10 protein-coding genes, 1 tRNA gene, 1 other RNA gene and 1 pseudogene are annotated in these 13,369 nt (G+C 30.9%); 3 read left to right on the forward strand and 10 right to left on the reverse strand.

Features of this window, described 5'->3' with window-relative positions; all coding sequences use genetic code 11:
* Window positions 1–5: 5 nt before the first annotated feature.
* Window positions 6–1,310: a VanW family protein gene (locus tag WY13_RS02295; RefSeq protein ID WP_063554100.1), complete on the reverse strand. Its 1,305-nt coding sequence runs from the start codon at window positions 1,308–1,310 to the stop codon at window positions 6–8.
* 510 nt (window positions 1,311–1,820) lie between these two features.
* Between WY13_RS02295 and WY13_RS02300 the strand changes: the two genes are divergently transcribed.
* On the forward strand, window positions 1,821–2,546 hold the full coding sequence (locus WY13_RS02300; RefSeq protein ID WP_063554101.1) for a phosphatase: 726 nt from the start codon (window positions 1,821–1,823) through the stop codon (window positions 2,544–2,546).
* A gap of 236 nt (window positions 2,547–2,782) precedes the next feature.
* Here WY13_RS02300 and WY13_RS02305 read toward each other — a convergent pair whose 3' ends face one another.
* The 5 genes from WY13_RS02305 to WY13_RS02325 form a co-directional block, all read right to left on the reverse strand.
* Window positions 2,783–3,802: a glycosyltransferase family 2 protein gene (locus WY13_RS02305; protein ID WP_063554138.1), complete on the reverse strand. Its 1,020-nt coding sequence runs from the start codon at window positions 3,800–3,802 to the stop codon at window positions 2,783–2,785.
* Entirely contained in the window at window positions 3,768–4,979 is a 1,212-nt protein-coding gene (glf, locus tag WY13_RS02310) for a UDP-galactopyranose mutase (RefSeq protein WP_063554102.1), read from the reverse strand. The genes WY13_RS02305 and glf overlap by 35 nt, the downstream gene beginning before the upstream one ends.
* Before the next feature lie 261 nt (window positions 4,980–5,240).
* Window positions 5,241–5,431, reverse strand: a non-coding RNA gene (gene ssrS, locus WY13_RS02315) — 6S RNA.
* A 283-nt stretch (window positions 5,432–5,714) separates the two neighbouring features.
* Window positions 5,715–5,975: a spore coat protein gene (locus WY13_RS02320; RefSeq protein WP_063554103.1), complete on the reverse strand. Its 261-nt coding sequence runs from the start codon at window positions 5,973–5,975 to the stop codon at window positions 5,715–5,717.
* Window positions 5,976–5,995: 20 nt separating this feature from the next.
* Entirely contained in the window at window positions 5,996–6,202 is a 207-nt protein-coding gene (locus WY13_RS02325; protein WP_013239984.1) for a hypothetical protein, read from the reverse strand.
* Between the two features lie 218 nt (window positions 6,203–6,420).
* Here WY13_RS02325 and WY13_RS02330 point away from each other — a divergent pair.
* Both WY13_RS02330 and WY13_RS02335 read left to right on the forward strand, forming a co-directional pair.
* A pseudogene (locus WY13_RS02330) lies at window positions 6,421–7,987 on the forward strand (FAD-dependent oxidoreductase).
* A gap of 64 nt (window positions 7,988–8,051) precedes the next feature.
* Window positions 8,052–9,089, forward strand: a complete 1,038-nt coding sequence (locus WY13_RS02335) for an alpha/beta hydrolase (protein ID WP_063554104.1) — start codon at window positions 8,052–8,054, stop codon at window positions 9,087–9,089.
* A gap of 47 nt (window positions 9,090–9,136) precedes the next feature.
* On the opposite strand, the gene WY13_RS02340 is transcribed toward WY13_RS02335, so the two are convergent.
* The 4 genes from WY13_RS02340 to polA all read right to left on the reverse strand — a co-directional run bounded on the left by WY13_RS02340 (window position 9,137) and on the right by polA (window position 13,157).
* Window positions 9,137–9,221: transfer RNA gene (locus WY13_RS02340), tRNA-Leu, on the reverse strand.
* A gap of 41 nt (window positions 9,222–9,262) precedes the next feature.
* Entirely contained in the window at window positions 9,263–9,862 is a 600-nt protein-coding gene (locus WY13_RS02345; protein ID WP_063554105.1) for a lytic transglycosylase domain-containing protein, read from the reverse strand.
* Window positions 9,863–9,881: 19 nt separating this feature from the next.
* Window positions 9,882–10,502, reverse strand: coding sequence for a dephospho-CoA kinase (gene coaE / locus WY13_RS02350; protein WP_063554106.1), 621 nt, complete (start codon window positions 10,500–10,502; stop codon window positions 9,882–9,884).
* Between the two features lie 24 nt (window positions 10,503–10,526).
* On the reverse strand, window positions 10,527–13,157 hold the full coding sequence (gene polA, locus WY13_RS02355; protein ID WP_063554107.1) for a DNA polymerase I: 2,631 nt from the start codon (window positions 13,155–13,157) through the stop codon (window positions 10,527–10,529).
* Between the last annotated feature and the right edge of the window lie 212 nt (window positions 13,158–13,369).

Below are 13,369 nucleotides of genomic sequence, written 5' to 3' on the forward strand. Positions count from 1 at the left end.
GCCTCCTAGTTTGAAAGCTTATATTTATCAGTATTTATTTCTTGCTTAGAAATTTGTTTTCCATCCTTATAGGTAACTTTATAAGCTTTTACCGTTAGTACTGTTTTATTATCTTCCTTCGTTGTTTTAACACTATTTACAAGATTATAGGTTTTTTGAGTTAGTTTCGAATTAGAATAGATATTAAATGTTAAACTTCCATTCTCTACTAAGCATTCTATATACATTGGATAATTCAATGTATTTTTAAATTTATAATCTATATTTCCATAGTCTACTGTAGCATCCATTCCAAGCCCCACATAGCTAACAGGTAAATTATGATGATCCCTCTCTATAGGTACTATACCTGCCCTTATTATAGCATTATGAAGAGTACTTGATACCTGACATACGCCACCACCAAAACCAGATTCTAACTTATCACCTACAATAACTGCAGCGGCTTGATATCCTCTTTTTTCTGTTCTTTCTCCTACTATATTATTAAAACTAAAGATTTGATTAGGCATTATTGTAATTCCATCTAAACTCTTTACTGCCACATTAATATTATTAGCTCTACTATCTGTGGATGATGAAAAATCAGTTGTAAAACTAGATATTTTTGTATCTATCTTTTTTAAATCTGATTTTTTCATTACAGGCTGAACCTTTTTCATTTTAACATTAACCATTACATCTTTAGTATCTTTGCTATTAATTTCAGCTTCCATATCTTCAACAAGCTTGTCCTTATCAATCTCTTGCCCCTGCTTTTCCGAAGTAATTTGAAATTTATCATTCTTATCTCTAGTTATTTTGGCATCTATGGGTTTTTTATCAAAATCATTCTCAATTTTTGATATAATTTCTTCAACTTCACTTTTATTATAACTGTACTTTAACCTAAACTGTTTTTCTTTTGCACTTCTTATAATTTTATATTTATCGTAAATATCACCCTTTTTACCATATTTAAAAGCATCTTTTACAGTATCCTCTATGTTATAATTCATATTCAGCTTTGAATAGTTTATTGTATATATTTTATTTCCAGCTTTAATCAATATATTTTTTTTCAATACTTCATTTACATATTTGTGCTTTAAAGTATCTACAGCCTCTTTTTCAGTATCCCCACCTAAATTTATGCCCTCTACTTTAACTCCAGGATATATACGCTTATTATATCTATTAACTACAAAATGTACTAAGAATAGATGTAAAATATAAATTGATAAGATCAGCAGGCATAGTGACCTTATCATTTTCTTTTTATTAATTCTAAATTTTATTGTCTTTTTCTCATTTTCTGTAATTTTTACCATTTGCTATTGCAAATCCTCCTATAAACTAAAACTCTATTAAAATGGATTAATTTTATCCGATGGCTACCATCCGTAACACTCCCATCACATACAGCGAAAGTGACTACCACAAAATCAAAGATTTGGAGTATCTGCTTTTCTTTAGATGGGAGATATTAGAACTCTTGAGCTTCAGCGATTTAGAGTTCTTATGCTGTGCATAACGGCTGATACGCCCCTGGATAAGTTCTTCTAAGACTCAGATGGATAAGTATTCCTTATAAGCAAACTCCACCTGAGCCTAAGAATCACTTGATAAATAAATACACGAAACTTCACCTAAATTAGATAATTATGTTATTTTATACTATATATAATACACCTATTTTGAAACCTTTGCTATGAATTTTATCATATATTCATGTCTTTCCAATACTTTGAATTTTTATTGGATTTTAAATGACAAAAATGCAAATTCTAATATATAATTAATATAACAACATTTGTTGATTTTGAAAGGAGCTAATATAAATGAAATACGTTCTTGACGTACATACTCACACTATAGTTAGTGGCCATGCTTATTCTACTTTATTAGAAAATGCCAAATATGCTAGTGAAATAGGACTGGAGCTTTTAGGTTCAACAGAACATGGACCTTCTATGCCTGGTGCCCCTCATAAATGGTATTTTGAAAATCTTAAGGTACTTCCAAGAAAACTTTTTGGTGTAACTATGCTTTATGGATGTGAAGCAAATATCATAGATTATGAAGGAAATCTTGATTTATCAACAGATCTGCAGGAAAAATTGGATATAATCATAGCAAGTATCCATGAACCTATAATGGAGGCAAATAAAAATCCAGATTTAAATACCTCCACTCTATTAAAAGTTATGGATAACCCTAATGTACATATTTTAGGCCATCCTGGTAATCCAAAGTTTCCAATTCATGCAGAAGAAGTAGTTAAAAAGGCCAAAGAAAAAAATATACTTATTGAAATAAACAATAGTTCCTTCGTAAGTTCACGAAAAGGCAGTGAAAAGAATTGTACGAAAATAGCAAGTCTATGTAAGGAATACGGAGTAAAAATAATATTAAATAGTGATTCCCATTTTGCTTACCGCATCGGCGGCTTCGAAACTGCAGTAGAAATGTTAAAACAAATAGATATGCCAGAGGAACTAATCATAAACAGCAGTAAAGAAGATTTTCTCAGTTTCTTAAAAAGTAAAGGAAAAAACATTCAATAAGCAGAGTTCTTGGCATCAGATGGAGTTTTAACTCCACCTGATGCTTATTGACAGGCTTCTTAGTGCTTCAGCACTTAGAAGGCGTTATCCTTTAGGAAAAATCGTTATTCAGGGACGTAGCCGCTCTAATACTCCAACTTGTATAAGTTGGAGTATTAGAGCGGGTAGTCATCGGATAAACTATTAAAAAGGTGATAGTCTGAGAAGTTCAACTTTCCAGACTATCACCTTTTTATTTAATTAAATTTATATTTTTTATTAGTTAAGCGATAGCCATATTCAACTATTTTTTTTCCAAAGTTGCCATGAGCATTAGATATTATACCAAATAAACAGTATCTCATATCTGAATAGAGATTTTTATTTACACTCTTTAAATAGGACCACAAATCAGTTCTCTTTTTAAAGTTTTCCTCACTTCCCGAAACTATAAGGAGTACTGAAGAAATTGTCATCATCATAGAAAGATAGTTTCTCATGTACTTGTCCAAACGTTTATTAGGTATTTTATCAAATTTACAGTAAAAGTCTATCATACGTTTATTCACATAAAGCTGTTGATCTATCCTTTTTATCATGATTTTTTCATTTACAGATTGATCTTCCCTGCCAATAAAATATCTATATAAGTTGATATCCATGTAGTAAATTGTCTGTACATATGGAAGAGGCTCATAAACGAACAAATTATCCACATAAAAAGTATGCTTTGGAAGCTCAAGTCCACATTCACACAAAAGAGATTTTCGATATATAACAGAATGCATGAGAATATACTGGGATATCTTAAATTTACCTACATCATCCCATCCAAATATATGATTCTCAGGCAGCACATTTTTATAGTTAACTACATGGCTGGTATTATCTTTAGAATGCTCATAAACATAATTACATATCATCATATCTAGTGTTTTTCCCTCTTTATAAAGTCTTTTCAGCACATCTATAACTTTCAACATTCCGGGTACATCAAGCCAATCATCAGAATCTACAACTTTAAAGTATATACCCGAGGCATTCTTAATACCCGTATTTACAGCCTGACCATGGCCTCCATTCTCTTGATGTACCGCCTTTATAATATTAGGATATCTTGCTGCGTAATCATCTGCTATTTTTGCAGTATTATCAGAAGAACCATCATCAACAATTATTATCTCTACATCCTCTCCTCCTGGAAGGAGAGTTTCTATACAATGTTCCATATAATCTGCTGAATTATAGCACGGAACTGTAAATGTTATTATCTTCATCAATATTATTTCCTTTCCTGCTACAAATAATTTCATCTGCCAAAATTAGTGCCCTCTCAATTATTGCATCCATGTTATAGTATTTATATTCTGCAAGCCTACCTAGCAAATAGAAATCATGTAAGCTATTAGTAAGCTGTTTGTATTTTTCGTAAAGCTTAAAATTGTCCGAACTAATTATAGGATAGTAAGGTGTTTCACCTTCAGAACCTGTATATGATTTCGGGTATTCCTTCATTATAGTCGTCTTATTATAAACATTCTGACCTGTTAAATGCTTGAATTCCGTAATTCGTGTAAAAGGTTGATCTACCGTATAATTTATAGTTCCCTTTGACTGATACCATGTTACATCATGTGTTTCAAACAAAAAATCTACAGTTCTGTAGGGAAGACGCCCAAACTGGCAGTCAAAAAATTGATCTAGAGCACCAGTATATATCACTGTACCTTCAAACGGTCTATCCTCAAAAAATATATCACCTTCTATAATTTTCAAGAGTGCATTTGCATCAGTATCGAGACGCAAACTTACATTAGGATGATCCAATAACTTATCAAAAAGAGAAGTATATCCATTAGCTGGAATTCCCTGATATGTATCTTGAAAATAACGATTATCACGTGAAATCAGTATTGGGACTCTAGCTATAACAGACGAATCTATTTCTTCTGGAGTAACCCCCCACTGTTTTTGAGTATAATTGAGGAACACATTATTATAAACAAAATCAGCAAGTTCCTGAAATTCAATATCCTTATTATTTCGCAGTTCTGCAATGGTTAATCGCTGACCCATACCATAAGCAGAAACAAGCTTTTGTTCTAGTCTATCTGCTTTTTTCAAATCGAAGGCCATATAAAGAGAATTTAAATTAAATGGGACAGGCATAAATTTTCCATATATATTTGCCAAAACTTCATGAGAATAATCTCTCCACTTTGTAAATCGAGAAATATAGTCAAATACACGCTTGTTATAAGTATGAAATATATGAGGTCCATATTTATGTACTAGTATACCATCCTCATTTAAAAAATCATAAGTAGTACCTGCGATATGGCTGCGTTTTTCCATAATCAATACCTTTTTACCTGCCCGCTCTGCTAGTTCCCTAGATATCACCGCTCCTGCAAGTCCACAGCCTATTACTAGGCAATCATATGTTTTATTCATTTGTTCATATTTCCTCCATTCATTATGTATTGTGTCTTATGTAAAAAAATTATATACTTCATCTTAAAATAATCATTATTATATAAAATTAAAATTAACCTCACTTATTTTTTATTTTTATAAGTACCCTTATAATTTAATAGTACACATACCTTTTATTCATAGCAAGACTCTAATACAATATTTGTTTGTTTTTAAAAAAATGTTTACTTTTAATTGCAACAAAAAGAGAGATATAAATACCTCTCTTCACTTATCTAATGTTTATCCGAAATACCGCCGCTTTTTTCTTGAAACCTATCACACTGATAGGTGGGTGCTCTCACAGATGTTTCTATCTCTTAAATGCCTTAAAGGTCTCACAGAAGGTACATATACACATCAAAATATTGAACTCCCTTATAAATACTGTAGGATCAAGATAAGAAGCTAATCGAATATTTCAGAAATTATTTTCTTTTAATGTGAAGGACGGAAGTTAAATCTCTAGTAATTACTCACACGTTCTTCAAACTTCACTTATTAGAAACTACCCTAAACTACTGTAGATCAATACCTTTAGTAAACTTAAAAACAAGTTTACTATCATTCCATATATGTATATTATCACAATAAATTAAACATTTCAATTTAATTTTAATACTACTTTAACTCCATTGAAGCATACCTTTGGTAAAATGCTTAGCAAATAAAAAACAATCTCAATTTTAAAATTGAGATTGTTTTTTATTTTAACTATCTTAATGAACTCATCATTTGATTAGATTCATTTTTTAATTGTTGTACATCCGATTCTGGAGCATCTTTTGTAGGATACCATCCCTTTTGTCTCATAGTATCAAAAATTTTGTACTGAATATCCTGAGCATTTTTAAAATTGTTTACTAAAGTGCTTCTCAAATTAGTACAAGAAGTTTCTGTTATTCCTGTACTATATGCTGAAATAACCTGTTTTTCACTAGCTAAAAGGTCGTGCATAAGTTCTTGTTCATTCATAATCTAATTCCCCTTTCTTTTTATTGATGTGAATCTAAATAGGATTTTAAAGATGTAAAGTTTTGTTTGTGGACTTGAGCAGCTTCATTACACAAATTTTTTATTTGTGTATCACTACATCTTCCTGAACAATCATTAAACTTTTTGTTCATCAGTGCTTCGTATTCAATTTGATCCTTCAATACCTTTAAATTTCCAGTATCCAATTGTTTGTTGCCAGTTGTCATAATTTCTACCTCCCTAATTTTTTTTACAAGTATATTATTACCTTATAAATCAAATTTATGTATATAACATTCAAGATCTTTGAACATAAGCCTTTAGGTATTTTCAAAGAAATAGCCAATCCGTATACTAGCCTATTTTCTTTCAAATGCCTTATTGAATATTTTTTTATTAAAAGGAAAAATTAATCTTATCTGAATATATAAAGGAGCGTAGGTTTATGAATAAATGTTGTACTAACCCTAATGCTATAGAAGGAATTTTAGAGTCTTACTGGATAGACTCCACATCCAAAACAAATTACCCTTCTTTAAAAGAAGACATACAAGTTGATATTGCAATCATAGGAGGCGGCATAGCTGGAATTACCTGTGCTTTTCTACTCAAAAAAGAAGGTTTTAAAGTTGCTCTATTAGAAGCAGACAACATAGCAAACGGTACTTCTGGTCATACAACTGCTAAAATAACTTCCCAACATCATTTAATATATGATAAATTAATAAATGAATTTGGAATGGAAAAGGCAAGACAATATGCAGAAGCAAATGAAAATTCCATTAGATTTATAGAAAATTTAGTAAAAGAATACAATATAGATTGCGACTATAAACATGTACCTGCTTATATGTATACCCAGGACAAAAATTATGTAAAAAGTCTAGAAAAGGAAGTAAAAGCTGCTCAAAGCCTTGGATTAAAAGCAGAATACCTGGATAATATACCTCTTCCATTACCCATAGAAGGTGCTGTCTGTTTTAGAGACCAGGCTGAATTTCATCCTAAAAAGTATCTTTTATCCCTTGCTGATAAAATACCTGGAGATGGCAGCTATATATTTGAAAAGACTACTATAATAGATGTAGAAAGTGAAGATCCCTGTATACTTTTATCCCGTAATGGAAAAAAAGTAACCTCATCAAAACTCATTATAGCTTCACATTTTCCGTGTTATGATAACTTAGGTTTATATTTTACTAGACTTAAACCAGATAGATCTTATGTATTAGCATTAAAAATTAGAGAAAAATTTCCAGAGGGTACATTTATAAATGCAGAAAGCCCTGGCCGCTCCCTTCGTTCTCAGACAGATAATGGGAAAGAAATTGTGCTTATTGGAGGAGAAGGTCATAAAACAGCCCATGGTGAAAACACTATAAATCATTATAATAATTTGAAATGTTTTTCTGAAAATCTATTTAGTGTTGAAAAGATTTTATATCAATGGTCTACACAGGATTATATAACCTTAGATGGGGTACCCTATATAGGCAAATTGACTTCATCATCAAAAAATATCTATGTAGCCACAGGTTTTGGGAAATGGGGAATGACGGGCAGCACCGCTGCTGCTGTCCTATTAAAGGATTTAATCATGAATCATGACAATCCTTGGGAGCAAGTTTATAATCCTTCTCGTTCTATAACACTTAATTCTACTAAAAGTTTTTTTTGTAGAAAACTTTGATGTAGCCAAACAACTACTACAGGGAAAGCTTAGTTATGCCTCAAATGAACTCAAAATTGGAAAAGGGGAAGGAACAGTTTTTACTTTTAATGGGAATAAGTATGGAGCTTATAAAGATGAAGATGGCATTACCCATATAGTAGATATTACCTGTACCCATATAGGATGTGAATTAGTGTGGAACGACGCTGAGAAAACCTGGGATTGTCCTTGTCATGGTTCTAGATTCAGCTACGAAGGTGATGTAGTAGAAGGACCTACCCACCGTAGATTAAATCATTTTAGAGAAAAGCCAAATAAACCTGACCCAAACATTGTTTGATATATCATGTTTCAGCAGAAATACACGTTACTGAATTCCACAATAGGCGGAGGATGTAAGTAAAATGAAAAAATTTATTAAGATAACATCAGTTATCCTATTTATAATTATAGCAGCGGGTTTTTTTATTATTCAAAATTTAACTAAAACAAGTAGCGGCAGACTTGATACCTACATTGCAGTAAAATTACACCTAAACAAAATTTTAAACCCTAATTCAATAGATGCTAAATCAATAAAAGAAATCAGAGAATACTTAAATTCTCAATCAACTAAATGGTCTAACAATCCCATACCATTTTCTAATATAAAAAACACTACTATAGAGGTAAGCTCTGAAAAAATACCAGTGCGTATATATACACCTAAAGATAGCAGCAAACTTCCTATTATTATTTTCTCTCATGGTGGTTTCTGGGTTGGAGGAAGTATTGATAATTATGATGGTATTTGTAGAAAACTTTCGCAGAATACGAATGCAATAGTAATATCTGTAGGCTACCACCTTGCTCCAGAAAATACTTTTCCTGCTGCAGTTAATGATATATATAATGTACTACAATGGACTCATAAAAATGCATCAAGTATAAATGGAGATGGAAGACATATAGCACTTACAGGGGACAGTGCAGGCGGAAATCTTTCTGCTGCAGTTTCTCTCATGTCAAGAGATAAAAATGGTCCTCCTGTAACTTGTGAGGTACTAATATATCCATCTACAAATATATTTCAATTAAATAGTAACTCCTGGTCTTATTTTTCTAATGATCTTAACTTATCAAAAAAAGATATGGAAAAATATATCTCGCTATATGTTCCTAAAAAAGAGGATAGAAAAAATCCTTACGCATCTCCTCTTTTAGCTAAAAACTTCAAAAAGTTACCTGATACACTTATAATAACAGCAGAAATCGATCCCCTCCGAGATGAAGGTGAAGCTTATGGTAAAAAGTTAAAGGAGGCAGGAATAAATACACAAGTTACCAGATACAATGGTGTACCCCATGGATTTATTTCAATGAGTAAAATAACAAATAAATCAGAGAAAGCCTTAAATGAGATTTCTCTCTACCTTCAAAAAGAGTTTCACAAATATAAATAATGGAAATAAAAAAAGGCAAGTTTTAAACTTGCCTAAAATATCATAATTGGTGCGAAGAACGGGAGTTGAACCCGTACGATGTTACTCACACGCCCCTCAAACGTGCGCGTCTGCCTATTCCGCCACCCTCGCATTACAATAGATATTATACTGACTTTTTATGAAACTGTCAACTAAAATTTAAAATTCCATAAACTTACAAAAACTATACAACTACTTGTTTTCAAATTTTCATACAAATACTTATATACTCTATAATTCACTTTCACACGCTTAATATATTTATCTGTTTCTTTAAAAGGTATGTACTGAATGTTTTTCCCATCTTTAGAATGATCGGAATCCTTCAGCCACTTTTCTACATTTCCTCTGCCTCCATTATAAGCTGCTAAAATCAAATCTATATTATTATTAAACTCCAATTTCAAATTATTTAAATACCAACATCCCATTCTTATATTAAAATCAGGATCATTTAACATACTATCTTGAAAGTTTGATACCCCCATCTTATCTGCCGCCCATTCTGCAGTATCTGGGGTTATCTGCATAAGCCCTATAGCATTCTTATTGGATCTTACATCTTCTTTAAAATTGCTTTCTGCTTTAATTACAGCCATTACAAAATAAGGATCTAGATCATACTGTTTTGAATATTTTGCTACATAATTTGAATACTTTAATGGGTAACAATATTTTGCAATACTTTTTACACATAATACAGCTACCATTATCAGTAGTATAACTATTGCTACTCTTTTTAGAAACTTCAATTTTTTTGTGTCTTAAAATTTATATTTTAGGACACTCCACCCCCCATTTTCTGCTTATTCTTATAAATATCTCCTTTAATTGTGTTTTAGTTTCATCTAAGGTATTAGAATTATCTAATACAAAGTCCGCATAATTTTTCTTTTCTTCCAAAGGCATCTGAGAATTTATTCTGCTAAGCACTTGACCTTCTGTTAATTTATCTCTACTTTTTACTCTGCTTATCTGTACTCCTTTATTTACCCAAACTAATAGCATTTCATCCAAATAACTACAAAATCCATTTTCTATGAGGGTAGCTCCATCTATAACACAAATTTTTTCACCTTTTTGTTCTAATTCTTCTACTTTTTTTAATATTTCCTTTTTAATGAAAGGCATTATGATACTTTCATATTTAGTTCTTTCTCCTTCATTAGAAAATATATAATTTCCAAATTCTTTTCTTTTAAGTTTACCTGAAAGATCAATAAATCTTTCTCCAAAAATATTTTTAATTTTTTCAATTATTACAGGATATTTTTCAATTACTTCCCTAGCTATAATATCTGCATCTACTATACTTATACCGTGCTCTCTCAGTATATCAGAAACAGTGCTTTTTCCGCTTCCTATACCTCCAGTAAACCCTATTTTAATCACAGTTTTCTTCCCCTTTATACTAATTTACTTAGCCTCGTACCAATTACTTCCTACACTTATATCCACTTCAAGAGGAACTTTCAGTTGTAAAACTTTTTCCATTTCTTCTTTTACTACAGATTTTACATTATCAATTTCCTCTTTATATACATTTAGAATCAGTTCATCATGCACTTGAAGTATTAGTTTGCTTTTTAATTTATTCTCCTCTAATCTTCTATACACATTTACCATAGCTATTTTTATTATGTCCGCTGCACTGCCTTGAATAGGTGTGTTCATTGCAAGTCTTTCTCCAAATGACCTCACTATTTTATTTGAAGATTTTATCTCAGGTATAAACCTCCTTCTATTCATAAGTGTAGTAACATAAGAATTTGCTTTAGCTTCCTTCACTATATCGTCCATATATAACTTTACCTTCGGATATCTTTCAAAATAGGTGTCTATATAAAGCTTTGCTTCTTTTCTAGATATTTTTAAACTTTTAGCCAAACTAAAGTCACCTATTCCATAGACTATACCAAAGTTTACTGCCTTAGCATTGCTTCTCTGAGCAGATGTAACTTCATCTATAGGTACCTTAAACACTTCTGAAGCAGTCTTTGTGTGAATATCACTGTGATTTATAAATGCACTTATCAAATTTTCATCATCAGCAATATGAGCAAGTACTCGCAATTCTATCTGTGAATAGTCTGCTGAAAGTATAACACAGTCTTCATTTTCTGGAACAAATATCTTTCTTATTTCTTTACCCATCTCATATTTTATAGGTATATTTTGAAGATTTGGCTCTGTACTTGAAAGTCTCCCCGTAGTAGTTACAGTTTGATTAAAACTGGAATGAATTTTGCCATCTTCCTGTATTACTACCTTAAGTCCTTCAATATACGTTGAATACAATTTAGTAAGCTGTCTATAGTAAATTATTTTTTCAACTATAGGGTGTTTATCTTTTAACTTTTCAAGTACTTCTGCATTAGTGGAATATCCCGTCTTAGTCTTTTTTATTACAGGTAGATCCAACTTTTCAAATAAAATTTTTCCAAGCTGTTTTGGAGAATTTATATTGAATTCTTCTTCAGAAAGAGAATATATTTCTTTCTGTACTTTATCTATTTCAACTTTAAATTTGCCTTCTTGCTCCACAAGCTTATCTTTATCCACTTTAAAACCTTCGCATTCCATAGATGCAAGCACTTGTATAAGAGGCTGTTCCACCTTATACAAAAGCTCCTCCATATGAGCTTCTTCTATTTTCTTTGCCAGCTCAGAATGAACTTTACTAAAAAGCACAGTTTCCTTAGCAAAAAGTTTTTCATCATCTTTTGAAATTTCAACTCCCGTATACTGCCTTATAACATCCTTAAGTTCATAGTCAGATCTCGATGGATCTATAAGATATGCTGCTATCTTTATATCAAATTCTAATTTTAAAAATCTTATACTCATTTTATATAATATGCTGCAAGGAACTTTTACATCATACCCTACCTTGGATATATCCTCATTTTCAAATAGAACCTTAAAAAGTTCTACTGCTTTAATCTTGTCTTCATTATATATTTCATTTATATGTATCTGAAAGTTTTTTTCATCTAAACTTACAAATATTTTGTCTATATAATTTCTGGAATAGCTTTCCTCATCTTCTACCTTAAAGTTTATATATACTAAATCATTATTTTTTAAAGAATTTACAAAATCACTGAACTTATTTAAAGTATCTATTTCCGTAAATTCAACATCAAATTCCTGTGCTTTATCTTCCTGGATTTCGTTAAGCCCATGAATTTTGCTTATCAAAGATTTAAATTCAAGTTTTTCAAACATCTTCTTTAATCCCTGTGCATCATACTCTTCCTTGGACTCAATAGACTCAAGATCCATTTCTACAGGTACATTAGTCATAATAGTCGCAAGTTTTTTACTGAAAATAGCCTGCTCCATATTATTTTTTAAGTTTTCCTTTAACTTTTTTCCACTTATATTCTCTATATTTTCATATACATTTTCTATACTCTTATATTGTTTTATTAATTTAAAGGCAGTTTTTTCACCTACACCAGGAACTCCCGGTATATTGTCTGAAGTATCGCCCATAAGGCCTTTAACATCTATAAACTGTGTAGGAGTTACCCCATACTCTTCTATCATTCTATCACTATCATATACCTCTTTTTGAGTGATACCTTTTTTAGTGATAACTACCTTTACTTTATCTGTAGCAAGCTGAAGAGCATCCCTATCTCCTGTAACTATATAGACCTGTATACCATTTTTTTCAGCAAAGACAGATAGTGTCCCCATAAGGTCGTCTGCTTCAAATCCATCTATTTCAAAAATACTTACGGACATCAATTTTAATATTTCCTTAATTAATGGAAATTGCTCTGACAATTCAGGAGGCATCTTTTTTCTTCCGGCTTTATATTCACTGTATTTATTATGTCTAAAAGTAGGTGCACTCCTATCAAAAGTACATACTACATAATCTGGTTTAATTTCCTCCTTCATTTTAAGAAGCATATTTAAAAAACCATAAACTGCATTTGTATGGGTTCCTTCTAGATTAGTTAAATCTGGGAGTGCATAAAATGCCCTATGCATCAAACTATGTCCATCTAATATCAGCAACTTTTCATCATTCATTGAATTACCTCCAAAATTTCATTTATGAAGAAACTGTACACTCTATATATAGTATCATTTTTATTGCAAATTAGAAATAAAGTATTGTAAAAATTTTTATCTTATTCTAAAATTAATATAAACACATTAAAATTATAATTATATCATGTACAAGTTAATAATTCTATAATTAATTTTTACTTTCACTGCAATTAATAATTTCAATAATAATT

It is taken from the genome of Clostridium ljungdahlii (assembly GCF_001636845.1).
Taxonomy (GTDB): Bacteria; Bacillota; Clostridia; order Clostridiales; family Clostridiaceae; genus Clostridium_B; species Clostridium_B ljungdahlii_A.